The 23,140-nt window shown below is 57.9% G+C and carries 19 protein-coding genes, 3 tRNA genes and 2 pseudogenes; 13 read left to right on the top strand and 11 right to left on the bottom strand.

Annotated features, from left to right (window positions below; all coding sequences use genetic code 11):
• Positions 1-54: 54 nt before the first annotated feature.
• The 9 genes and pseudogenes from K5I40_RS15830 to mltB form a co-directional block, all read right to left on the bottom strand.
• A tRNA-Arg gene (locus tag K5I40_RS15830) sits at positions 55-131 on the bottom strand.
• A 64-nt stretch (positions 132-195) separates the two neighbouring features.
• A tRNA-Arg gene (locus K5I40_RS15835) sits at positions 196-272 on the bottom strand.
• Positions 273-276: 4 nt separating this feature from the next.
• Positions 277-369, bottom strand: a tRNA-Ser gene (locus K5I40_RS15840).
• Between the two features lie 342 nt (positions 370-711).
• Positions 712-897, bottom strand: a complete 186-nt coding sequence (csrA, locus tag K5I40_RS15845) for a carbon storage regulator CsrA (RefSeq protein ID WP_000906486.1) — start codon at positions 895-897, stop codon at positions 712-714.
• Between the two features lie 241 nt (positions 898-1,138).
• A pseudogene (alaS, locus tag K5I40_RS15850) lies at positions 1,139-3,765 on the bottom strand (alanine--tRNA ligase).
• 131 nt (positions 3,766-3,896) lie between these two features.
• Entirely contained in the window at positions 3,897-4,397 is a 501-nt protein-coding gene (gene recX, locus K5I40_RS15855) for a recombination regulator RecX (protein WP_138370578.1), read from the bottom strand.
• A 67-nt stretch (positions 4,398-4,464) separates the two neighbouring features.
• Complete coding sequence (gene recA / locus K5I40_RS15860) at positions 4,465-5,523, bottom strand: recombinase RecA (RefSeq protein WP_039029984.1); 1,059 nt, start codon at positions 5,521-5,523, stop codon at positions 4,465-4,467.
• Positions 5,524-5,610: 87 nt separating this feature from the next.
• Positions 5,611-6,108, bottom strand: coding sequence for a nicotinamide-nucleotide amidase (pncC, locus tag K5I40_RS15865; RefSeq protein ID WP_139563510.1), 498 nt, complete (start codon positions 6,106-6,108; stop codon positions 5,611-5,613).
• Positions 6,109-6,267: 159 nt separating this feature from the next.
• Positions 6,268-7,359, bottom strand: coding sequence for a lytic murein transglycosylase B (mltB, locus tag K5I40_RS15870; protein ID WP_171029970.1), 1,092 nt, complete (start codon positions 7,357-7,359; stop codon positions 6,268-6,270).
• A gap of 267 nt (positions 7,360-7,626) precedes the next feature.
• On the opposite strand from mltB, the gene srlA reads away from it, so the two are divergent.
• The 7 genes and pseudogenes from srlA to gutQ all read left to right on the top strand — a co-directional run bounded on the left by srlA (position 7,627) and on the right by gutQ (position 12,573).
• Positions 7,627-8,190: a PTS glucitol/sorbitol transporter subunit IIC gene (gene srlA / locus K5I40_RS15875; protein ID WP_039029981.1), complete on the top strand. Its 564-nt coding sequence runs from the start codon at positions 7,627-7,629 to the stop codon at positions 8,188-8,190.
• Positions 8,187-9,146 carry a PTS glucitol/sorbitol transporter subunit IIB gene (locus K5I40_RS15880; protein ID WP_223074769.1) on the top strand — a complete coding sequence of 320 codons (960 nt, stop codon included), beginning with the start codon at positions 8,187-8,189 and terminating at the stop codon, positions 9,144-9,146. The genes srlA and K5I40_RS15880 overlap by 4 nt, the downstream gene beginning before the upstream one ends.
• A 12-nt stretch (positions 9,147-9,158) precedes the next feature.
• Entirely contained in the window at positions 9,159-9,521 is a 363-nt protein-coding gene (srlB, locus tag K5I40_RS15885; protein WP_223074768.1) for a PTS glucitol/sorbitol transporter subunit IIA, read from the top strand.
• A 14-nt stretch (positions 9,522-9,535) separates the two neighbouring features.
• Positions 9,536-10,315 carry a sorbitol-6-phosphate dehydrogenase gene (gene srlD / locus K5I40_RS15890; RefSeq protein ID WP_223074767.1) on the top strand — a complete coding sequence of 260 codons (780 nt, stop codon included), beginning with the start codon at positions 9,536-9,538 and terminating at the stop codon, positions 10,313-10,315.
• 104 nt (positions 10,316-10,419) lie between these two features.
• Complete coding sequence (gene gutM, locus K5I40_RS15895; RefSeq protein WP_039029977.1) at positions 10,420-10,779, top strand: transcriptional regulator GutM; 360 nt, start codon at positions 10,420-10,422, stop codon at positions 10,777-10,779.
• 63 nt (positions 10,780-10,842) lie between these two features.
• Positions 10,843-11,616 carry a DNA-binding transcriptional repressor gene (locus tag K5I40_RS15900; protein ID WP_039029976.1) on the top strand — a complete coding sequence of 258 codons (774 nt, stop codon included), beginning with the start codon at positions 10,843-10,845 and terminating at the stop codon, positions 11,614-11,616.
• Positions 11,609-12,573 (top strand): annotated as a pseudogene (gene gutQ, locus K5I40_RS15905) (arabinose-5-phosphate isomerase GutQ). Before K5I40_RS15900 ends, gutQ begins: the two are co-directional and overlap by 8 nt.
• Here the strand turns inward: gutQ and norR are convergent.
• Positions 12,570-14,084, bottom strand: a complete 1,515-nt coding sequence (norR, locus tag K5I40_RS15910) for a nitric oxide reductase transcriptional regulator NorR (RefSeq protein WP_223074766.1) — start codon at positions 14,082-14,084, stop codon at positions 12,570-12,572. The pseudogene gutQ and the gene norR sit on opposite strands and share 4 nt — an antisense overlap.
• A 189-nt stretch (positions 14,085-14,273) precedes the next feature.
• Between norR and norV the strand changes: the two genes are divergently transcribed.
• The 4 genes from norV (at position 14,274) to K5I40_RS15930 (ending at position 18,940) form a co-directional block, all read left to right on the top strand.
• The gene (norV, locus tag K5I40_RS15915) at positions 14,274-15,710 is read left to right on the top strand and encodes an anaerobic nitric oxide reductase flavorubredoxin (protein WP_223074765.1); all 1,437 of its coding nucleotides are present in this window, start codon (positions 14,274-14,276) and stop codon (positions 15,708-15,710) included.
• Positions 15,707-16,840, top strand: coding sequence for an NADH:flavorubredoxin reductase NorW (gene norW, locus K5I40_RS15920; RefSeq protein ID WP_223074764.1), 1,134 nt, complete (start codon positions 15,707-15,709; stop codon positions 16,838-16,840). Before norV ends, norW begins: the two co-directional genes overlap by 4 nt.
• 166 nt (positions 16,841-17,006) lie before the next feature.
• Complete coding sequence (locus K5I40_RS15925; RefSeq protein ID WP_171029969.1) at positions 17,007-17,159, top strand: hypothetical protein; 153 nt, start codon at positions 17,007-17,009, stop codon at positions 17,157-17,159.
• Between the two features lie 131 nt (positions 17,160-17,290).
• Positions 17,291-18,940 carry an SgrR family transcriptional regulator gene (locus K5I40_RS15930; RefSeq protein WP_223074763.1) on the top strand — a complete coding sequence of 550 codons (1,650 nt, stop codon included), beginning with the start codon at positions 17,291-17,293 and terminating at the stop codon, positions 18,938-18,940.
• A 1-nt stretch (position 18,941) separates the two neighbouring features.
• Here K5I40_RS15930 and K5I40_RS15935 read toward each other — a convergent pair whose 3' ends face one another.
• Complete coding sequence (locus K5I40_RS15935; protein WP_223074762.1) at positions 18,942-19,955, bottom strand: LacI family DNA-binding transcriptional regulator; 1,014 nt, start codon at positions 19,953-19,955, stop codon at positions 18,942-18,944.
• 244 nt (positions 19,956-20,199) lie between these two features.
• Between K5I40_RS15935 and ascF the strand changes: the two genes are divergently transcribed.
• Together ascF and K5I40_RS15945 are read left to right on the top strand one after the other, a co-directional pair.
• Positions 20,200-21,651 (top strand): PTS cellobiose/arbutin/salicin transporter subunit IIBC, encoded by a 1,452-nt coding sequence (gene ascF / locus K5I40_RS15940; protein ID WP_039029969.1) that lies wholly within the window; start codon positions 20,200-20,202, stop codon positions 21,649-21,651.
• Between the two features lie 18 nt (positions 21,652-21,669).
• Complete coding sequence (locus tag K5I40_RS15945) at positions 21,670-23,094, top strand: 6-phospho-beta-glucosidase (RefSeq protein WP_138370567.1); 1,425 nt, start codon at positions 21,670-21,672, stop codon at positions 23,092-23,094.
• The last annotated feature ends 46 nt before the right edge of the window (positions 23,095-23,140 follow it).

Here is a 23,140-nt window from a genome sequence, read left to right on the forward strand (position 1 = left end):
CTCTATCCAGCTGAGCTACGGATGCATCAGGATACTGCTTTCAGGAATAGTAAATGGTGCATCCGGGAGGATTCGAACCTCCGACCGCTCGGTTCGTAGCCGAGTACTCTATCCAGCTGAGCTACGGATGCATCGGGATTTACTACTGTACTGCTCGATATTCATATCACTTCTAAAGCAATATGAAGTAATAGATGGTGCATCCGGGAGGATTCGAACCTCCGACCGCTCGGTTCGTAGCCGAGTACTCTATCCAGCTGAGCTACGGATGCAAAATGGCGGTGAGGCGGGGATTCGAACCCCGGATGCAGCTTTTGACCGCATACTCCCTTAGCAGGGGAGCGCCTTCAGCCTCTCGGCCACCTCACCACACAACGCCTCTTTCGAGTGCTTCGAGTAACTCGTTAAGAGCTTCTCGTCGCTGCGTGGCGCATATATTACTTTCTGGGACTTATAAGTCAAACAATTTTCCACAAGCTTTTATCGTTTGCACAAATCACAGGCAATTCGCATGTAAAACCCGCAAAGAGGGTGTTTTATAAACGGATTTTGCGCTTCTTTCTGCACTCTTCTACATGAAGAAAGATGGATTTTGCCGAAGTAAAAGCGTTGGGAGTGGTTAAAAACAGAGCGAACGAAACAAAACGGTAACTTTAAGAAGGGAGAATGACAGGAGGGTTGCGTCTCGCCAGACAGCGAGACGCGATAATATCAGTAACTGGACTGCTGGGATTTTTCAGCCTGGATACGCTGGTAGATCTCTTCACGATGAACAGAGACTTCCTTAGGGGCGTTCACACCAATACGTACCTGGTTGCCCTTCACCCCTAAAACTGTCACGGTGACCTCATCCCCAATCATGAGGGTCTCACCAACTCGACGAGTCAGAATCAGCATTCTTTGCTCCTTGAAAGATTAAAAGAGTCGGGTCTCTTGTATCCCGGCATTATCCATCATATAACGCCAAAAAGTAAGCGATGACAAACACGTAATGTGTAGGTAGTCACGGCATCACAATCTGTTAAACGTAAGTTTAGCCGATATACACAAACTCAACCTGACTTTATCATTATCGATAGCGTAGAGCGCAGTACGCCATAACGTCGTCGTTATGGCGTCTGAGTACGCTTTGTAGTTATTACAGTTTCGAACTTACCCAGCTTTCTACACTGGCTAGTGCTGCCGGGAGGGCTGCTGCGTCCGTACCGCCGGCTTGCGCCATGTCTGGACGACCACCACCTTTGCCACCCACTTGCTGGGCGACCATACCAATCAGTTCCCCTGCTTTCACACGGTCGCTCACGTCCTTAGATACGCCCGCAATCAGAGAAACCTTACCTTCCGCTACCGTTGCCAGAACGATAACCGTTGAACCGAGCTGGTTCTTCAGATCGTCGACCATGGTACGAAGCATTTTCGGCTCAACGCCCGCCAGTTCGCTGACCAGCAGCTTAACGCCTTTAATTTCAACCGCTTTGCTGGAGAGGTTTGCGCTCTCGGCAACCGCAGCCTGCTCTTTCAGCTGCTGCAGCTCTTTTTCCAGCAGACGGGTGCGTTCCATTACGCTGCGCACTTTCTCGCCCAGGTTCTGGCTGTCGCCCTTCAGCAGCTGAGCGATGTCGTGCAGCTGATCGCTCTCGGCATGCAGGCTGGCAATCGCGCCTTCACCGGTGACCGCTTCGATACGACGAACGCCTGCCGCTGTACCGGATTCGGACAGAATACGGAACAGACCGATGTCGCCCGTACGGCTGGCGTGGGTACCACCACAAAGTTCGGTGGAGAAATCACCCATACTCAGCACGCGTACACGTTCGTCATACTTCTCGCCGAACAGCGCCATTGCGCCTTTATCTTTTGCCGCGTCGAGATCCATGATGTTGGTTTCGATAGGCAGGTTACGGCGGATCTGGGCATTGACCAGATCTTCCACCGCACGGATTTCAGACGGTTTCATCGCTTCAAAATGCGAGAAGTCGAAACGCAGCACTTTGTCATTCACCAGCGAGCCTTTCTGCGCAACGTGCGTGCCCAGAACCTGGCGCAGCGCGGCGTGCATCAGGTGCGTCGCGGAGTGGTTAAGACGAATACGTGCGCGGCGCGCTTCGTCAACGATAGCCTGAACGCCCTCGCCCACTTTCAGTTCGCCAGATGCCAGGGTACCCTGGTGACCAATCGCCTGACCGTATTTTTGCGTGTCGCTGACCGCAAAGCTGAAGCCATTGCCTTTCAGCTCGCCTTTATCGCCAACCTGACCGCCAGATTCAGCGTAGAACGGGGTCTTATCCAGAACCACAACGGCAGTCTGGCCCGCGCTGATGCTGTCCACGGCTTTGCCGTCAACAAACAGGGCAGTCACTGTGCCGTTGGTTTCCAGATGCTCATAGCCTTCGAATTCGCTGCTGCCATCAACGCGGATCATCGCGTTGTAGTCGGCACCAAAACCGCTGGACTCACGCGCGCGGCGGCGCTGTTCTTCCATTGCGGCTTCGAAGCCCGCTTCGTCAACTTTGATGTTGCGCTCGCGGCAAACGTCTGCCGTCAGGTCAACCGGGAAGCCATAGGTGTCGTACAGACGGAAGGCGGTTTCGCCATCCAGGGTGTCGCCTTTAAGCTTAGACAGTTCGTCGTCCAGCAGAGTCAGACCACGCTCCAGCGTACGGGCAAACTGCTCTTCTTCGGTTTTCAGAACCTGCTCAACCTGCGCCTGCTGGCGTTTCAGCTCTTCACCGGCAGCGCCCATGACGTCAACCAGCGGACCCACCAGCTTATAGAAGAAGGTGTCTTTCGCGCCCAGCATGTTGCCGTGACGGATCGCGCGACGAATGATGCGGCGCAGCACGTAGCCACGGTTTTCATTCGATGGGATCACGCCGTCAGCGATCAGGAAGGCACAGGAGCGGATATGGTCGGCAATAACGCGCAGGGATTTGTTGCTCAGATCGGTCGCGCCAGTCACTTCGGCAACGGACTTAATCAGGGTGCTGAACAGATCGATGTCGTAGTTGGAGTTAACGTGCTGCAGTACTGCGGCAATACGCTCCAGACCCATACCGGTATCGACGGATGGCTTCGGCAGCGGCTCCATGGTGCCGTCGATCTGACGGTTGAACTGCATGAAGACGATGTTCCAGATCTCGATATAGCGGTCGCCATCTTCTTCTGCGCTACCCGGAGGGCCGCCCCAGATGTGATCGCCATGATCGTAGAAGATTTCGGTACATGGACCGCATGGACCGGTGTCGCCCATCTGCCAGAAGTTGTCAGAGGCGTAAGGTGCGCCTTTGTTATCGCCGATACGAATAATACGTTCGCGCGGAATACCGACTTCTTTTTCCCAGATTTCATAGGCTTCATCGTCGGTTTCGTAGACGGTAACCCACAGACGCTCTTTCGGCAGGTTGAACCAGTTTTCACCGGTCAGCAGTTCCCATGCGTACTGGATTGCGTCATTTTTGAAATAGTCGCCGAAGCTGAAGTTACCCAGCATCTCGAAGAAGGTGTGGTGACGCGCGGTATAACCGACGTTTTCCAGATCGTTGTGTTTACCACCCGCACGTACGCAACGCTGGGAGGTGGTCGCGCGGGAATAATTACGCTTATCGAGACCAAGGAAAACATCCTTGAACTGGTTCATCCCGGCGTTGGTAAACAGTAAAGTTGGATCGTTGTTCGGTACCAGGGAGCTGCTGGCAACAACCTGATGTCCCTTACTATGGAAAAATCGAGAAACGCCTGTCGGATCTCAGCGGTGCTCTTGCTCATAATTATCCTGAAATCAAGCTAACGAAATGTCACAGCGGGCCACTACACAACCTTTGTTGGACGGACCAGCTACTGGAAAAAGTGGGAATAAGATAAGTTTTCTTTAGAGGGAAGTAAAATCCCGCATGCGTTCAATCAGTAAAATTACGCCAGATCTCCTGAATATCTTCCATAAGATACCCGCGGTAGAGCAAAAAGCGCTGGATTTTAACTTTTTCTGAAAACTCACGCGGCAGCGGTTCGCCGTACTTCCGCACCGCCTGTTCCCGCGCCAGTTCACACCAGTCAATTTCGCATTCACGCATCGCCTTTTCGCTGGTTTCGCGCGCGATACCTTTTTGATTTAGCTCCTGGCGGATACGTGCCGGGCCATAGCCCTTGCGGCTACGGCTGGCAATAAAGCGTGAGACGAAGCGGATATCGTCCAGATAGCCATGTTCATAGCACCAGGCGATCACCTTGTCGTAATCTTCTTCCGTCGCATCGATGGCTTCGGGTCCGTTTTTGCTCATAACGGGCGCGGAGAGTTTGCGACGAAGCTCCTGTTCGCTGTGGTCACGGACGGCAAGAATGCGTACCGCCCGATCCAGCAGGCGGTTATAGGCAGGACGACGTGCCGGGGATTCATTCATAGATAAACCTGCTGCAGTCAAAAAGCAAAAAGGCCGCATTAAGCGACCTTTTTATTACACTCGATTATCAGAAATCTTCGTTGGTTTCTTCAACGTCCTGACCATCAACCGCGAACTGCGGTTTAGAGTCCTGATTGCCCAGCAGCAGATCGCGTACTTTCTTCTCGATCTCTTTGGCTGCTGCCGGGTTCTCTTTCAGCCAGGAGATAGCATTCGCTTTACCCTGACCAATTTTGTCGCCGTTGTAGCTGTACCAGGCGCCCGCTTTCTCAATCAGCTTCTCTTTCACGCCGAGGTCAACCAGCTCACCGTAGAAGTTGATACCTTCACCGTAGAGGATCTGGAATTCAGCCTGTTTAAACGGCGCAGCGATTTTGTTCTTCACAACCTTCACGCGGGTTTCGCTACCCACCACGTTCTCACCGTCTTTCACGGCACCGATACGGCGGATATCCAGACGCACAGAGGCATAGAACTTCAGCGCGTTACCACCGGTGGTGGTTTCCGGGTTACCGAACATCACACCAATCTTCATACGGATCTGGTTGATGAAGATCAGCAGCGTGTTGGACTGCTTCAGGTTACCGGCCAGCTTACGCATCGCCTGGCTCATCATACGTGCCGCGAGGCCCATGTGAGAGTCGCCGATTTCGCCTTCGATTTCTGCTTTCGGGGTCAGCGCTGCAACGGAGTCGACGATGATTACGTCAACGGCGCCAGAGCGTGCCAGTGCGTCACAGATTTCCAGCGCCTGCTCGCCCGTATCCGGCTGGGAACACAGCAGGTTGTCGATATCCACACCCAGCTTACGTGCGTAGACCGGGTCCAGCGCGTGCTCGGCATCGATAAAGGCACAGGTTTTACCTTCACGCTGTGCAGCAGCCACAACCTGTAAAGTCAGGGTAGTTTTACCGGAGGATTCTGGCCCGTAGATCTCTACGATACGACCCATAGGCAGGCCGCCAGCACCCAGTGCAATATCCAGAGAAAGCGAACCGGTGGAGATAGTTTCTACATCCATGGAACGATCTTCACCCAGGCGCATGATGGAACCTTTACCGAATTGCTTTTCGATCTGGCCCAGTGCTGCCGCCAACGCTTTCTGTTTGTTTTCGTCGATAGCCATTTTTTCCTCTCATGCCGGGTGAAACAACTGCGCTTCACCGTGGATTTCTGTTCTGTTGGGGCAATTATACTGTATGCTCATACAGTATCAAGTGTTTTGTAGAAATTGTTGCCAGAGCGTTTTTAACGCATATTCTGTTGCCTGACGGCGCACGCTTTCCCGGTCGCCGCTGAAGCACTCCCGGCGGGTAATCCCCTCGCCCTGCGCGGTCGCAAAGCCAAACCAGACCGTCCCGACAGGCTTTTCCGCACTGCCACCGTCCGGCCCGGCGATACCACTAACAGAAATAGCATAATCCGCACGAGCAGCACGTAACGCGCCAATCGCCATCTCGATGACCACCGGTTCACTGACCGCGCCATGTTCGATAAGCGTGGGCTCGCGAACCCCAATCATTTGCGCTTTTGCTTCATTACTGTAGGTGACAAATCCGCGTTCAAACCAGGCGGAGCTGCCCGCAATATCGGTGATGACTTTCGCCACCCAGCCGCCGGTACAGGACTCAGCCGTCGTTACCGTTGCGCCGCGCTGTTTCAGCGCCTGCCCTACCCGCTCACTGAGCTGCATCAATTCATGGTCAGTCATGTCGTTTTGGCTCCTGAAAAACATGCAGCACAAGATAGCACTTTAGTCTGTAGATATGAGGATGAGGTGGAGGTTTTACGAGGGGGCTTCAGAAAAAATAACCTGCCAATGTGCTGAAGTTTAAAAGTGAGTGGCATGAGCCACTCACTTTTTTATCCCTTAACTGAACGGGGATGACGCCCGCGCCTGGGATACCGCGAGCCCCAGCTGCCAGACCGCCATCGCATAGTGCGTACTGTGGTTGTAGCGGGTGATGGTGTAGAAGTTTGGCAGACCGTACCAGTACTGATACCCGGTACCAATATCCAGACGCAGCAGGCTGACCTTTTGATTGCCATTCAGCGGCTGCTGTGGCGTTAACCCGGCGGCGGTAAGCTGTGCCGCGCTGTAGCTGGTTTTGAAGCCGTTCTCCAGACCCGGCGCCTGGCCGTTTGCGAGGATGGCTACCGGCTCGCCCTGCGTCCAGCCGTGGCCTTTGAAGTAGTTGGCAACGCTGCCAATCGCATCTTCAGGATCCCACAGGTTGATGTGACCGTCCCCGTTGAAATCAACCGCGTACTGCTTATAAGAGGACGGCATAAACTGGCCGTAGCCCATCGCACCGGCAAAGGAGCCTTTCAGATCCAGCGGATCGTCCTGCTCGTCGCGCGCCATCAGCAGGAAGGTCTCCAGCTCGGAGGAGAAGTACTCCGCGCGACGCGGGTAGTTAAAGGAGAGGGTCGCCAGCGCATCGAGAATGCGGGTTTTGCCCATCACCCGGCCCCAGCGGGTCTCCACGCCGATAATTCCGACGATGATCTCCGGCGGCACGCCGTAAACCTGTTGGGCGCGGGTCAGCGCATCCTGATACTGATTCCAGAACGCCACGCCGTTTTGCACGTTGTCCGGAGTAATAAACTGGTTGCGATAGCGCAGCCACGCTCCGTTCGGCCCGGCCGGGGGCTGGGTGGTCGGCGCCTGACGATCCATCAGTCGCAGCACATAGTCCAGACGTTTCGCCTGGGAGAGGATCTCCTGCAGCTGGGCTTTATTAAACCCGTGCTTGCTCACCATTTTGTCGATGAACTGTTCCGCCGCAGGGTTGTTGGCAAAGTCGCCCCCCATCTGCATCACGTTATGCTGGGGTTCCAGCAGGAAGCCGCCGGAAGGCGCTCCCGCCGTTTGCTGAACCTCTTCGGACTTCGGTTTACTACTGCAGGCAGAGAGCAGGATAAGCGCAGGGAGTAGCGCTGCGTAACGACGCTTAAACATGACACATCCATTCAACGAATTCGATAAGTGGCAAGTATGGTAAAGCATCCGGGATGCCTCAAGGAAGGGGCGCACGCGTACCCGGCAAAATCTTTACGCGCTTAAAGGCAAATTCGTTCTCTTCTGAACCATGCAACCCTCGCCTCGCCCATTATCTTTCAAAATAATCCATTTTTCTTTCATTGTGAGATCTGTTTAACACTTCAAAACCTTTCAAAGTGATTATTATTACTCCGCCAGAGAGAACTCACCCTACAGGAGAAAACAATGATAGAAACCATCACCCACGGCGCCGAGTGGTTTATCGGGCTGTTTCAGAAAGGTGGCGAGGTCTTTACCAGCATGGTCACCGGCATTCTGCCGCTGCTCATCAGCCTGCTGGTGATCATGAATGCGCTAATCAACTTTATCGGCCAGCACCGGATCGAAAAGCTGGCCCAGCGCTGCGCCGGGAATCCCGTGTCCCGCTATCTGCTGCTGCCCTGCATTGGCACCTTTGTGTTCTGCAACCCCATGACCCTGAGCCTCGGACGCTTTATGCCCGAGCGCTACAAACCGAGCTACTACGCGGCGGCATCCTACAGCTGCCACTCGATGAACGGTCTTTTTCCGCACATCAACCCCGGCGAGCTGTTCGTCTATCTGGGGATCGCCAGCGGCCTGACCACCCTCGGCCTGCCGCTCGGCCCGCTGGCGGTAAGCTACCTGCTGGTCGGCCTGGTGACCAACTTCTTCCGCGGCTGGGTGACCGATCTCACGACCGCCATTTTCGAAAAGAAAATGGGCATCCAGCTTGAACAAAACGTCCAGCTTAAGGGAGCCACAGCATGACCCGTATCCGGATTGAAAAAGGCGTTGGCGGCTGGGGCGGCCCGCTGGAGCTCGACGCCAGCGGCGAGAAAAAGATCGTCTATATCACTGCGGGCACCCGCCCGGCCATTGTCGACAAGCTGCGCGAACTCACCGGCTGGGAAGCGGTGGACGGCTTTAAGGAGGGCGAGCCGCCGGAAGCGGAGATCGGCGTGGCGGTGATCGACTGCGGTGGCACCCTGCGCTGCGGCATCTACCCGAAACGGCGCATCCCCACCGTCAATATTCATTCGACGGGCAAATCCGGCCCGCTGGCGCAACATATTCTGGAGGACATTTACGTCTCGGGCGTGAAGGAAGAGAACATCACGCGGGTGAACGACACCGCTGCGGCGAAAAAGAGCGCGCCGCGGGAATACGACACCAGCAAGAAGATCACCGAGCAGAGCGACGGCCTGCTGGCAAAAGTAGGCATGGGCATGGGCTCCGCGGTTGCCGTGCTGTTCCAGTCCGGGCGCGACACCATCGATACGGTGCTGAAAACCATCCTGCCGTTCATGGCCTTCGTCTCGGCGCTGATCGGCATCATCATGGCTTCCGGCCTTGGGGACTGGATCGCCCACGGCCTGGCCCCGCTGGCCAGCCATCCACTCGGGCTGGTGACCCTGGCGCTGATCTGCTCCTTCCCGCTGCTGTCGCCGTTCCTCGGCCCCGGCGCGGTCATCGCTCAGGTGATTGGCGTGCTGATTGGCGTGCAGATCGGGCTCGGCAATATTCCCCCGCACCTCGCCCTGCCCGCGCTGTTTGCCATTAATGCCCAGGCAGCCTGCGATTTTATCCCGGTGGGACTGTCGCTGGCCGAAGCGCGCCAGGACACCGTACGCGTCGGCGTGCCTTCGGTGCTGGTGAGCCGCTTCCTGACCGGCGCGCCAACGGTGCTGATTGCCTGGTTCGTCTCCGGCTTTATTTATCAATAAGAGGTTTATGTGATGAGCGTGATTTACCAGACCACCATTACCCGTATCGGCCAGAGCGCCCCGGATGCGCTCTGCGACCAGATGCTGATTACCTTCCGTGAAGGGGCCCCGGCAGATATCGAAGAGTTTTGCTTTATCCATTGCCACGGCGAGATGAACGGCGAGCTCAAGGCCGGTAGCCATCTGGAGCTGGGTGAGACGCGCTATGCCGTGACCGCCGTCGGCGACGTGGCCGAACAGAACCTGCGCGAGCTGGGCCACATCACCCTGCGTTTTGACGGCCAGCCGCAGGCGGAATATCCCGGGACGGTTCACGTGGATGGCCCGGTTCCGCAGGCTGTTACCCCAGGCTGCACATTAAAGTTTGTTGCGTAATTAAGGAGAGAAATATGAGTCAGGTTGCCGTTGTCATTGGTGGAGGACAAACCTTAGGCGAGTTCCTCTGCCGTGGGCTTGCCGCAGAAGGTTACCGCGTGGCGGTTGTCGATATTCAGAGTGAAAAAGCCGCCCGCGTGGCGGACGCCATCAACACCGAGTTCGGTCAGGGGATGGCCTGGGGCTTTGGCGCAGACGCCACCAGCGAGCAGAGCGTGCTGGCCCTCGCCCGCGGCGTGGACGAGATTTTTGGTCGCACCGACCTGCTGGTCTACAGCGCCGGAATCGCCAAAGCGGCGTTTATCAGCGACGTGGAGCTGGGGGATTTCGACCGCTCGTTGCAGGTGAACCTGGTGGGCTATTTCCTCTGCGCCCGGGAGTTCTCGCGCCTGATGATCCGCGACGGCATTGCCGGGCGCATCATTCAGATCAACTCCAAATCCGGCAAAGTGGGCAGCAAGCACAACTCCGGCTACAGCGCGGCCAAGTTCGGCGGCGTGGGGCTGACGCAGTCCCTGGCGCTGGATCTGGCGGAGTACGGCATCACCGTGCATTCGCTGATGCTCGGCAACCTGCTGAAATCGCCGATGTTCCAGTCCCTGCTGCCGCAGTACGCGACCAAACTGGGCATTAATGAGGATCAGGTGGAGCAGTATTACATCGATAAAGTGCCACTGAAGCGCGGGTGCGACTACCAGGACGTGTTGAATATGCTGCTGTTTTACGCCAGCCCGAAAGCATCTTATTGCACCGGGCAGTCGATAAATGTCACCGGCGGGCAGGTGATGTTCTGATTGTGCATAAACGCCCGGTGGCGCTTCGCTTACCGGGCCTGGAGAAGCCAACCGTAGGCCGGGTAAGGCGCAGCCGCCACCCGGCAATTCCACAGGAGCTACACATGGTCACTACTCTGATTACCGTCGCCGTTATCGCCTGGCTCGGCCAGCTGGCACTCGGCGGCTGGCAAATCCACCGCTTTAACCGCGCGTTTGACGCGCTGTGCCAGCGTGGTCGCGTGGGCGTCGGGCGTTCCGGCGGACGCTTCAAACCCCGGGTTATCGTCGCCATCGCGCTGGATGAAAACAACAACGTCTGCGACTCCCTGATCATGCGCGGGATGACGGTCTTTGCCCGTCCGACTAAAATCCAGGCAATCAACGGCATGTCGTGGCAGGAATTAGAGCCCGATGTGATCTTTCCCAATGATTCACTCTGCCAGGATGCACTATCATTAGCGCTTAAATTGAAACATGGATAATTTCGTTGTGAACGTTATAAGCTTGCGAAATTATCATTTCGCAACCTGAGGAATTCAACGCCTATGAAACCCCGCCAGCGGCAGGCGGCCATACTCGACCATCTGCAAAAACAGGGAAAGTGCTCGGTTGAGGATCTGGCCCACTACTTTGACACCACCGGCACCACGATCCGCAAGGACCTGGTGATTCTGGAAAATTCCGGGGCGGTGATCCGCACCTATGGCGGCGTGGTGCTGAATAAAGACGAGGCCGACCCGCCTATCGATCACAAAACGCTGATCAACACCCATCAAAAAGCGTTGATCGCCGACGCCGCGGTAAAATTTATCCACGACGGCGACTCGATTATCCTCGATGCAGGCAGTACGGTCCTGCAGATGGTGCCGATGCTGAGCCGCTTTAATAACATCACGGTAATGACCAACAGCCTGCATATCGTCAACGCCCTGTCTGAATTCGATAACGAACAGACCATCCTGATGCCCGGCGGCACCTTCCGTAAAAAATCCGCCTCGTTTCACGGCCAGCTGGCTGAAAACGCCTTCGATCATTTCAGCTTCGACCGGCTGTTTATGGGTACCGACGGTATCGATCTGAACGCGGGCGTGACGACCTTCAACGAAGTGTTCAGCGTCAGTAAAGCGATGTGCAACGCCGCCCGGGAGGTGATCCTGATGGCGGACTCGTCGAAGTTTGGCCGTAAAAGCCCGAATATTGTCTGTAGCCTGGAGAGCGTCGATAAGCTGATCACCGACGCGGGTATCGATCCGGCGTTCAAAAAAGCGCTGGAAGAGAAAGGAATCGACGTGATTGTAACCGGAGAGAGAGATGAGTGATTTTCTGTTAAACGCGGGTCGCCAGACCTTACTGCTGGAACTGCAGGAAGCCAGCCGCCTGCCGGACCGTCTGGGCGAGGAGTTTGTGCGCGCGGCCAACACCATTATTCAGTGCGAAGGGAAAGTGATTGTCTCGGGCATCGGTAAATCCGGACATATCGGCAAGAAGATTGCCGCCACGCTGGCGAGCACCGGCACGCCATCCTTTTTTGTTCATCCCGCTGAAGCGCTGCACGGCGATCTGGGGATGATCGAAAGCCGCGACGTGCTGCTGTTTATCTCCTACTCCGGCTCGGCAAAAGAGCTGGATCTGATCCTCCCCCGTCTGCAGGAAAAATCGGTGGCGCTGCTGGCGATGACCGGCAAATCCCGCTCGCCGCTGGCGCTGGCCGCCAAAGCCACGCTGGATATTTCGGTTGAGCGCGAAGCCTGCCCGATGCACCTCGCCCCGACCTCCAGCACCGTCAATACCCTGATGATGGGCGATGCGCTGGCGATGGCGGTCATGCAGGCGCGAGGCTTTAATGAAGAGGACTTTGCCCGCTCTCACCGGCCGGGGCGCTTGGGGCGCGTCTGCTGAATAAGGTGCATCACCTGATGCGTACCGACGAGGCCATCCCGCAGGTGAAACTCAACACCAGCGTGATGGATGCGATGCTGGAGCTGAGCCGTACCGGGCTGGGGCTGGTGGCGGTCTGCGATGACGACCAGCAGGTTAAAGGGGTCTTCACCGACGGCGACCTGCGCCGCTGGCTGGTGGGCGGCGGCAAGCTGGAGATTGCGGTCAGCAGCGCCATGACCACCGGCGGCCTGACGCTGAACGCCGAAAGCCGCGCCATCGAAGCCAAAGAGCAGCTGATGAAGCGCAAGATCACCGCCGCGCCGGTAGTGGACGGCAATGGCCGCCTGTGCGGCGCCATTAACCTGCAGGATTTCTACCAGGCAGGCATTCTCTAGCCCTTCAGACCCAGACGTTTAGCCAGCCGGTGCAGGTTGGCGACGTCTGTCTCCAGCGCCCGCGCGCTCGCCGCCCAGCTGCGGCTGTTCTGATCCAGCGTCCGGGCGATCATCTGACGCTGAAATTCCTCCGTCGCTTCGCGCAGGTTCTGGTTCGCAATCACCGGCGTTTCAGTCATCGTCACGGGCGTGCTCTCATCATGCAGGGCAAAATGCCGGGCGTGGATCACCACTTCATCCCCTGCCCGCGCCGCCCGGGCCAGCACTACCGCCCGGTGAATGGCATGTTCCAGCTCGCGTACGTTGCCCGGCCAGCCGTAGCTCAGCAGATGCGCGCGGGCCCCCGGGCTCAGCACCACCCGGGATAATCCCATCCGCAGCCGGCACTGCTCGCAGAAATAGCCCGCCAGCAGGACCACATCTTCGCCACGTTCGCGCAGCGGCGGCACCGAAAGCGGAAACACGCTCAGACGGTGGTACAGGTCGGCGCGGAAGTTCCCGGCCAGCACCTCTTCGCGCAGATCGCGGTTGGTGGCGGCCAGCACCCGCACGTCAACCCGCAGGCTTCGGTCATCCCCTACCCGCTGGATATCGCCATATTGCAGCACGCGCAGCAGCTTGGCCTGCAATGCCAGGGACAGCTCGCCAATCTCATCAAGGAACAGCGTGCCGTTATCGGCCATTTCAAACTTGCCGCTGCGGTTGCTGATGGCGCCGGTAAAGGCCCCTTTGACGTGGCCAAACAGCTCGCTCTCCGCCACGCTCTCCGGCAGCGCGGCGCAGTTGAGATAGACCAGCGGATTCACCGCCCGGGGAGAGGCCTCGTGAATGGCTTTGGCCACCAGCTCTTTACCGGTGCCGGTTTCGCCCTCGATCAGCACGTTGAGGTCAGAGGCGGCAACGATCTCAATCTCTTTTTTCAGGCTCACCATGCCCGGCGACAGGCCGATCATCTCGGTGCTTTTCACCGGTTCAAATCCCGCCGGGCGGGTGGAGAGGCTGTTCTGGCTCTCCAGCTGTTCAATCAGCAGGGCATTATTCAGCGCCCCGGCGGCCAGGGCGGCAATCAGCCTGAGCTCTTCATCGCTGAAGGTGTCGAACTGGTCCGGCGACATGCCGTCGAGGGTCAGGGCACCGATCAGGTTCTGCCCGGCAAACAGCGGCAGGCCGATACAGGCGTGCACTTTCAGGCTCTCCTGGCCGGGGATCAGGCCATCGTAAGGATCGGGCAGGTCGCTGTCGGCCGGGAAACGCACCACGTCCCCGGCGCGGGCGATGGTCTCCAGCCGGGGATGGCCCTCAAGGGTAAAGCGCCGCCCCAGCACGTCCTGCGCCAGCCCGTCGATGGCCAGCGGGATAAACTGCCGCCCTTCATAGCGCAGCAGCGCCGAGGCATCGCAATCCAGTACGTGGCGCAGGGTGGAGATCAGCCGCTGAAAGCGATCCTGATGACCGATTCCGCTCTGTAATTCAATGGCGATTTTCGCCAGCACCTCTACAGAAAAACTCATTCTCGCCTCACTGTCATTTTGACAATGCATAATGTCATATTGACTGTATCAGAGATAGTCAAATTGACTACCCTTAAAGCGGTATTATTTTTAAAAGCGTTATGAATTAATGAGTTAAAAAACTGGCACGCAACCTGCAATTACCCTTACATCTTTCGTTTAATTTCGCTGTATTAAGTTGAGGTTGCTATGTCTATTCTGGTTAAAAATAATATTCATTGGGTGGGTCAACGTGACTGGGAAGTTCGTGATTTTCACGGGACGGAATACAAAACGCTGCGCGGCAGCAGCTACAACAGCTATCTCATCCGGGAAGACAAAAACGTCCTGATCGATACCGTCGATCATAAATTCAGCCGTGAGTTCGTGCAGAACCTGCGCAGCGAAATCGACCTGGCCGATATCGACTACATCATCATTAACCATGCGGAAGAAGACCACGCCGGGGCGCTGACCGAACTGATGTCCTGCATCCCGGACACCCCAATCTACTGCACCGCTAACGCCATCGACTCCATCACCGGTCATCATCATCACCCGGAGTGGAATTTCAACGTGGTAAAAACCGGCGACTCACTGGATATCGGCAACGGCAAACAGCTGATCTTCGTTGAAACCCCGATGCTGCACTGGCCGGACAGCATGATGACCTACATGACCGGCGATGCGGTGCTGTTCAGTAACGACGCCTTCGGCCAGCACTACTGCGACGAGCGTCTGTTCAATGACGAAGTGGATCAGGCCGAACTGTTCGAGCAGTGCCAGCGCTACTACGCCAATATCCTGACCCCGTTCAGCCGTCTGGTCACGCCAAAAATTACCGAAATCCTCGGCTTTAACCTGCCGGTGGATATGATTGCTACCTCCCACGGGGTGGTATGGCGCGACAACCCAACCCAGATCGTCGAGCTGTACCTGAAATGGGCGGCGGACTATCAGGAAGATCGCATCACCATTTTCTACGACACCATGTCGAACAACACCCGCATGATGGCCGACGCCATTGCCCAGGGCATCAACGAAGTTGACCCGAACGTGGCGGTGAAGATCTTCAACGTGGCCCGCAGCGACAAGAACGACATTCTGACCAACGTCTTCCGCTCCAAAGGCGTGCTGGTGGGGACGTCCACTATGAACAACGTGATGATGCCGAAAATCGCTGGCCTGGTTGAAGAGATGACCGGCCTGCGCTTTCGTAACAAACGCGCCAGCGCCTTCGGCTCCCACGGCTGGAGCGGTGGCGCGGTAGACCGTCTTTCCACCCGTCTGCAGGACGCCGGTTTTGAGATGTCCATGAGCCTGAAGGCGAAGTGGCGTCCGGATCTGGATGCGCTGGAAGTCTGCCGCCAGCATGGCCGCGACATTGCACGTCAGTGGGCGCTCGCTCCACTGCCGGAAGCGACCCGCCAGGCTACACCAGCTCAGAGCGCCTGTGCCGCCGCTGCGGATCTTGGCCCGCGCATGCAGTGCAGCGTCTGCCAGTGGATCTACGATCCGGCAACCGGCGAGCCCATGCAGGATGTCCAGCCAGGCACGCCGTGGAGCGAGGTACCGGATAACTTCCTGTGCCCGGAATGTTCCCTCGGTAAAGACGTCTTTGACGAACTGGCAACGGAGGCAAAATGAGCCACGGGATCGTGATTATCGGCTCGGGCTTCGCCGCCCGCCAGCTGGTGAAAAATATCCGTAAACAGGATGAGAACGTTCCGCTGACGCTGATCGCCGCGGACAGTATGGATGAGTACAACAAGCCAGACTTAAGCCACGTTATCAGCCAGAGCCAGCATGCCGACGACCTCACCCGCCAGACGGCGGGGGAGTTTGCCGAACAGTTCAATCTGCGCCTGTTCCCGTATACCTGGGTCACCGACATCGATGCCGCAGCGCACGTGGTGAAAGGCAAAGATAACCAGTGGTCCTATGACAAACTGGTTCTGGCCACCGGGGCTTCGGCCTTTGTGCCGCCCGTTCCCGGTCGCGAGCTGATGCTGACCCTGAACAGCCAGATGGAGTACCGGGCCTGTGAAACCACCCTGCGTGACGCACAGCGCGTGATGATTGTCGGCGCGGGGCTTATCGGCAGCGAACTGGCGATGGATTTTTGCCGGGCCGGGAAAGCGGTCACCCTGGTTGACCACTCCGCCAGCATTCTGTCGGCGCTGATGCCAGCCGAAGTGAGCAGTCGCTTACAACATCGGCTGACCGATATGGGCGTGCATCTGCTGTTGAAATCGCAACTGCAAAGCCTGACCCAAACCGATAACAGAATCTGCGCCCTGCTGGACCGCGACCGCTGCATTGAGGTGGATGTGGTGATTGCCGCCACCGGCCTGCGTCCGGAAACGGCGCTGGCCCAGCGCGCGGGGGCCGAAACAAACCGCGGGGTGAAGGTCGACAGCTATCTGCAAACCACCCAGCCGGACGTCTATGCCCTGGGCGACTGCGCCGAAATTAACGGTCAGGTGCTGCCGTTCCTGCAGCCGATCCAGTTAAGCGCTATGTATCTGGCGAAGAACCTGCTCGGGGGCAACACGCCGCTGAAACTGCCCGCCATGCTGGTGAAGGTCAAAACGCCGGAACTCCCGCTGCATCTGGCGGGCGAAACCCAGCGTCAGGATTTGAACTGGCAGCTAGCCATCGAAGCGCAGGGAATGGTGGCGAAAGGCGCCGACAGCGAGGGCAATTTACGCGCCTTTGTGGTCAGTGAAGATCGCATGAAGGAGGCCTTCGCCCTTCTGAAAGCATTACCGGTTTAACCCTCAAACTCTTGCTCTTTCTCGTTGTATGCTTGTCAGTCTTTGCAATTTGCAGCCCCGGTGCCCGGGGCTTTTTTAATGCGGAACAGCTGTAAAACCGCGTCCTGTTTTAATCCTGTTTTCGGGCCTACGCTGTAGCGGTATTCCTTAGCCGGAGACCACACAAATGGCCAACTTCACCAAAGAAATAAATTATCTCGCTGCCTGGTTCAGGCAGGTAAAGCAACATGAACCTATTTTATTTCGCTGGCTGTATCTCAGCCCGGAAGCGCGCGTTGAGCGCCTGCGCGAGCTTATGATGCCGGTCAGCAAGCGTTGATTGCCTTGCATGAACCAAAGGTTTTGTAGGCCGGGTAAGGCGTAGCCGCCACCCGGCAAAACAAACCGCACTGTTTATTATCCCGCAAAAAACCCTACACTCTTCGCAACGCCATTGTCAGGGATGCCGCCATGCGCCAGCTCCAGAAGATCCGTCAGTATCAACGGCTGTATCAGCACTACGGCGCAGAGCCTGAGCTCACCACCCTCGCCGAAGTGGCCGAGGTGGCGCTGTGCAGCGAACGCCACGCCCGCACGCTGCTGCGCCAGCTGGCCGAAAGCGGCTGGCTAAGCTGGCGCGCCCAGGCGGGGCGCGGGCATCGCGCCACCCTGCACTGTCTGGTCACCACCAGCGAACTCAGCGCCCCGCTGATGCATGCCTGCCTGGAGAAAGGCGATTATCAAAGCGCATTACAGCTGGCGGACGGCGATCCGGCCAGCCTGCACCACATCATCACCCCGTTTCTCGGCGGAAAATGGCTCAAGCACCAGCCGACGCTTCGCATTCCCTGGTATCGCCCGCTCACCTCGCTGCATCCGGCTCTTCACCGACGGCGCGCCGAGCAACATATCATCTGCGCGGTCCACGCCGGACTAACCCGCTATGAACCGGGCCAGGCGCAGCCGGTAGCCGACCTGGCGCACCACTGGGCCTGCTCTGACGACGGCCTGCGCTGGCATTTTTACCTGCGCAGCGGCGCGCACTGGCATAACGGCCAGCCGGTCAGCGATGACGACATCCTGAGCGCGGTCCAGCAGCTTTTGGGCGATCCGGCCCGCAGCAGCGGATTACTGCATATCGACGCGGTCACCCTCGCCGCCCCCTGGTGTCTGGCGGTTTACCTGCATGCGCCGGATGCCCTGCTGGCCCATCGCCTGGCGCATCCTGTCTGCCGTCTGCCGCATCCCCGACAGCCTGAGGTGGGTGCCGGGCCGTTCGCCATTGCCCGCCACCACTCGCATTTTCTGCGCCTCGAGCGCCAGCCCTGGTACTTTGCCGGCCACCCGCTGCTGCACGCCATTGAGTTCTGGCGTACCGGCATGGCGACCGATAAACCGGCATGGATAACGGTGGGTAAAGGCAACGCCCCGCAGGAAGCGGTCACCTCCACCAGCGGTGGATTTGCGTGGTTGATGGTGAATGCAAAGCTGCCCGCCGCGCTTGCCGCCTGGCTGCGCCAGAGCCTGCTGACCATCAACCAGCAGTGCTTCGACTGGCGAGAAGATCTTGAGACGCAGACCGAAATTCTTCCCGGCTTGCAGGTTCCCGACCTGCAAGCCGGACCCGATATCGTGCTGCCGCCCCATTTGACGCTGGTGTGCTATAGCACGCCGGAGTTGCGCGAACTGGCAGAGAAGTGGCGGGTTCAGCTGCATCAGCGCGGCTGCGAGCTGCACACCGACTGGAAAGATCGTGACGGCTGGTATGCCCCCGATACGCTGGCGGATGCCGATCTGCTGCTGGGGGATCATCTGGCGACCGGGATGGCCGGGTTTGCGCTGGCGGAGTGGTTTATCTATGAGCCGGCCTGGGCTACGGCGCTTGGGGAGGATCGCTGGCAGCAGGAGAAAGCGCGCCTGATGCAACACAGCCACAGCGAAGCGCAGTTTGACGCGCACCTGACGCCCTTTTTCCAGCGCCTGCTGGCGGAAGGCCGCTGCACGCCGCTGTTCCACTATCGCTACCGGATCAACGCCCTGGAAAACGTGCAGGATATGGTGCTGACCGCGGGCGGCTGGCTCGACTTTACCCGCGCCTGGCTGCCCCCGGCCGCCCTGTAGATCAGCGGTGCGGACCGGGGATGGCGGAATCCCGCAGGATCAGCTCTCCGGCGAAGGTCTGGCGGAAGGTGAAGTCCCCGCCATCGAGCATAAAGATCAGACGGCTGATGGTCTCTTTCACCATCTCGGTCACCGGCACGCGCACGCTGGAGAGCGACGGCACGATGTACGGCGCCATCGCAATGTCATCGAAACCTATTACCGATACCGCTTCCGGTACGGCAACCCCGCTGTCGTGAAGCTGCTTGATGGCGCCAATCGCCATATCGTCGTTACTCGCCACCAGCGCGCTAAAGCGCTCGCCGCGCGCCAGCAGCGTCGCCACGCCAGCCGCGCCGCTGGCCGGGTTCCATTTGCCTTCGACAATCAGCGATTCGCGCAGGGGAATACGGTGCGCAGCAAGGGCGTCTTTGTAGCCGGAAAGACGTTCAATCCCGGTGGGGGAATCCAGCGATCCGGTAATAAACGCGATATCGCGATGGCCCTGTTCGATAAGGGTTGATACCGCCGCCTGGCTGGATGCTTTATGATCTGACCAGACGCAGTGGCTGCTGTTTTTGCGCAGACGACGGTTGAGCACGATCACCGGCTGCTCGTGCTTCTGGATGATCTCGTCCATCTCATCGACGCTGAGAAAACGCGGATAGATGATGATCGCATCGCAGCGCATATCCAGCAGATACTGGATCGCGGCCCGCTCTTCATCGGCGCTGTGCTTGCCGTCGGCGAGGATCAGCTGACGCCCTTTTTCCTCGGTCATTCGCGCCGCGTGGAACAGCAGTTCGCTGAAATAGACCCCGTGGTAGAGGGTGTTGGTCACCACCAGCCCGAGGGTCTGCGTGCTTTTGGTCGCCAGGTTGCGCGCCAGCAAGTTGGGCCGGTAGCCGCTCTCTTCAATCGCCTGAAAAACCCTGTCTTTTGTCTCCTGGCTCACGTAGCCATTGCCCGAAAGCACCCGGGAAACCGTCGCCTTCGAGACCCCTGCCCGCTTCGCCACTTCCAGCATCGTGGTCATGCATCTGTTCCGTCTGAATCTGATGAGCGGCAGTGTACTGCACCGCGTGAAAATTGTCGCAGCGTCGATCGCAGGCTTTTTAACGTCACAGGTGATCGCCGTCACGAATCTAAAAAATGGCTAAAACGTGATCTTGTTTGATCACATGAAACTCTTCATGATTTTGTGGAACCGGTTTCCTATATAAGTTTCATCGCTCACCCCGATGAAGACGTACCTTACTGATAAAACAGGATACAACCCGATGGCCAAAAACTATGCTGCGCTGGCGAATGCCGTTGTCAGCGCGCTCGGCGGCAAAGACAACATTGTCGCCGTCACCCACTGCATGACCCGGCTGCGCTTCGTGGCGAAAGACGAGAGCCTGATCGACAGCGCCACGCTTAAGAGCATCAGCGGCGTGCTGGGGGTAGTGCGCAACGACAACCAGTGCCAGGTGATCATCGGCAATACCGTTTCTCAGGCGTACCGCGAGGTGGTGAGCCTGCTGCCCGCCGGGCTGCAGCCTGCCGCGCCGCAGGGGCCGCAAAAGCTGACCTTCAGACGCGTTGGCGCGGGCATTCTTGATGCGCTGATCGGCACCATGTCTCCGCTGATCCCGGCGATCATCGGCGGGTCGATGGTCAAACTGCTGGCGATGATCCTTGAGATGACCGGCGTGCTGACCAAAGGCGAACCAACGCTGACCATTCTGACGGTGATCGGCGACGGCGCGTTCTTCTTCCTGCCGCTGATGGTGGCCGCCTCTGCTGCCGTGAAATTTAAAACCAACATGTCGCTGGCGATCGCCATTGCGGGCGTGCTGGTTCACCCAAGCTTTATCGAGCTGATGGCCAAAGCGGCGCAGGGCGAGCACGTTGAGTTCGCGTTTGTGCCGGTAACGGCGGTGAAATACACCTACACGGTGATCCCGGCGCTGGTCATGACCTGGTGCCTGTCGTATATCGAGCGCTGGGTGGACAGAATCACCCCGGCCGTCACCAAAAACTTCCTGAAGCCGATGCTGATCGTCCTGATCGCCGCCCCGCTCGCCATCGTCCTGATTGGACCGCTGGGGATCTGGATCGGTAGCGCCATCTCCGCGCTGGTTTACACCATTCATGGCTATCTGGGCTGGCTCTCTGTCGCCATCATGGGCGCGCTGTGGCCGCTGCTGGTGATGACCGGGATGCACCGCGTCTTTACCCCAACCATCATTCAGACCATTGCCGAAACCGGCAAAGAGGGAATGGTGATGCCGTCTGAAATCGGCGCCAACCTGTCCCTCGGCGGTTCATCGCTGGCGGTCGCATGGAAAACGAAAAACCCGGAACTGCGCCAGACGGCGCTGGCGGCAGCGGCTTCCGCCATTATGGCGGGGATCTCTGAACCGGCGCTGTACGGCGTGGCGGTTCGCCTGAAACGTCCGCTCATTGCGAGCCTGATCAGCGGCTTTATCTGCGGTGCCGTCGCCGGGATCGCCGGGCTTGCCAGCCATTCGATGGCGGCACCGGGCCTGTTTACCAGCGTCCAGTTCTTTGACCCGGCTAACCCGATGTCCATCGTCTGGGTATTCGGGGTGATGGCCCTGGCCGTGGTGCTCTCTTTCGTGCTGACCCTGATCCTGGGCTTTGAAGATATCCCGGTTGAAGACGAAGCAGAAAAAGCCCGCGCGCTGCAATCCGCACCGGTTCAGGCCAAAGCAGCACAAGCATAAATTTATAGCGAGGTAAGAATGTCAGTTTTTCCACAAGGATTTTTATGGGGCGGCGCACTGGCCGCTAACCAGAGCGAAGGCGCGTACCGCGAAGGCGGCAAGGGCCTGACCACCGTCGACATGATCCCCCACGGCGCCAACCGTCTGGCGGTGAAGGTCGGCAAGGAAAAACGCTTTTCGCTGCGTGACGACGAGTTCTATCCCAGCCACGACGCGATCGATTTTTACCATCGCTATAAGGAAGATATCGCCTTAATGGCCGAGATGGGCTTCACGGTTTTCCGCACCTCGATTGCCTGGAGCCGCCTCTACCCGAACGGCGACGAACCGCTGCCTAATAAAGAAGGGATTGCCTTCTACCGGGCGGTGTTCGAGGAGTGCAAAAAGTACAACATCGAGCCGCTGGTGACCCTGTGCCACTTCGACGTGCCGATGCATCTGGTCACCGAATACGGCTCCTGGCGCAACCGCAAGATGGTCGACTTCTTCGCCCGCTATGCGCGCACCTGTTTCGAGGAGTTTAACGGGCTGGTGAAGTACTGGCTCACCTTCAACGAGATCAACATTATGCTGCACAGCCCGTTCTCCGGTGCCGGGCTGGTGTTTGAGGAAGGTGAAAACGAAGATCAGGTGAAGTACCAGGCGGCGCACCACGAGCTGGTTGCCAGCGCGCTGGCAACCAAAATCGCCCACGAGGTCAACCCGGAGCATCAGGTCGGCTGCATGCTGGCGGGCGGCAACTTCTACCCGTACTCCTGCAAACCGGAAGACGTGTGGATGGCGCTGGAAAAAGATCGTGAAAACCTGTTCTTTATCGACGTCCAGGCCCGCGGCAGTTACCCGGCCTACTCAGCCCGCGTGTTCCGCGAAAAAGGGGTGGTGATTGTCAAAGACCCGGGCGATGACGAGCTGCTGAAAAACACCGTCGATTTTGTCTCGTTCAGCTATTACGCCTCGCGCTGCGCCTCGGCGGACATGAATGCCAACAACACCAGCGCGGCCAACATCGTTAAATCCCTGCGTAACCCGCACATCGAGGTGAGCGAGTGGGGCTGGGGCATCGACCCGCTGGGCCTGCGTATCACCATGAACATGATGTACGACCGCTACCAGAAGCCGCTGTTCCTGGTAGAGAACGGTCTGGGAGCGAAGGATGAGATTGACGCCAACGGCGAGATCAACGACGACTACCGCATCAGCTATCTGCGGGAGCATATCCGCGCGATGGGCGAGGCGATAGAAGACGGCATTCCGCTAATGGGCTACACCAGCTGGGGCTGTATCGATCTGGTGGCCGCGTCCACGGGCGAGATGAGCAAGCGCTACGGCTTTATCTATGTCGATCGCGATGATGCCGGCAACGGTACCCTCGATCGCAAACGCAAAAAATCATTCTGGTGGTATAAAAAAGTGATCGCCAGCAACGGTGCCGATCTGGATTAACCCGCCCTTTTTGCCGGGCGGCGCTCTGCTGCCCGGCTTACAAAAC

It is taken from the genome of Leclercia sp. LTM14 (assembly GCF_023736175.1).
Taxonomy (GTDB): Bacteria; Pseudomonadota; Gammaproteobacteria; order Enterobacterales; family Enterobacteriaceae; genus Enterobacter; species Enterobacter barmai.

Coding starts and splice junctions, on each gene's coding strand:
- ascF (WP_039029969.1), top strand. CDS start 20,200: ATGGCCAAAAACTATGCTGCGCTGGCGAATGCCGTTGTCAGCGCGCTC.
- norV (WP_223074765.1), top strand. CDS start 14,274: ATGTCTATTCTGGTTAAAAATAATATTCATTGGGTGGGTCAACGTGAC.
- recA (WP_039029984.1), bottom strand. CDS start 5,523: ATGGCTATCGACGAAAACAAACAGAAAGCGTTGGCGGCAGCACTGGGC.
- gutM (WP_039029977.1), top strand. CDS start 10,420: ATGGTCACTACTCTGATTACCGTCGCCGTTATCGCCTGGCTCGGCCAG.
- srlB (WP_223074768.1), top strand. CDS start 9,159: ATGAGCGTGATTTACCAGACCACCATTACCCGTATCGGCCAGAGCGCC.
- recX (WP_138370578.1), bottom strand. CDS start 4,397: ATGAATGAATCCCCGGCACGTCGTCCTGCCTATAACCGCCTGCTGGAT.
- K5I40_RS15930 (WP_223074763.1), top strand. CDS start 17,291: ATGCGCCAGCTCCAGAAGATCCGTCAGTATCAACGGCTGTATCAGCAC.
- mltB (WP_171029970.1), bottom strand. CDS start 7,359: ATGTTTAAGCGTCGTTACGCAGCGCTACTCCCTGCGCTTATCCTGCTC.
- srlA (WP_039029981.1), top strand. CDS start 7,627: ATGATAGAAACCATCACCCACGGCGCCGAGTGGTTTATCGGGCTGTTT.
- K5I40_RS15900 (WP_039029976.1), top strand. CDS start 10,843: ATGAAACCCCGCCAGCGGCAGGCGGCCATACTCGACCATCTGCAAAAA.
- K5I40_RS15880 (WP_223074769.1), top strand. CDS start 8,187: ATGACCCGTATCCGGATTGAAAAAGGCGTTGGCGGCTGGGGCGGCCCG.
- norR (WP_223074766.1), bottom strand. CDS start 14,084: ATGAGTTTTTCTGTAGAGGTGCTGGCGAAAATCGCCATTGAATTACAG.
- K5I40_RS15945 (WP_138370567.1), top strand. CDS start 21,670: ATGTCAGTTTTTCCACAAGGATTTTTATGGGGCGGCGCACTGGCCGCT.
- pncC (WP_139563510.1), bottom strand. CDS start 6,108: ATGACTGACCATGAATTGATGCAGCTCAGTGAGCGGGTAGGGCAGGCG.
- norW (WP_223074764.1), top strand. CDS start 15,707: ATGAGCCACGGGATCGTGATTATCGGCTCGGGCTTCGCCGCCCGCCAG.
- srlD (WP_223074767.1), top strand. CDS start 9,536: ATGAGTCAGGTTGCCGTTGTCATTGGTGGAGGACAAACCTTAGGCGAG.
- csrA (WP_000906486.1), bottom strand. CDS start 897: ATGCTGATTCTGACTCGTCGAGTTGGTGAGACCCTCATGATTGGGGAT.
- K5I40_RS15925 (WP_171029969.1), top strand. CDS start 17,007: ATGGCCAACTTCACCAAAGAAATAAATTATCTCGCTGCCTGGTTCAGG.
- K5I40_RS15935 (WP_223074762.1), bottom strand. CDS start 19,955: ATGACCACGATGCTGGAAGTGGCGAAGCGGGCAGGGGTCTCGAAGGCG.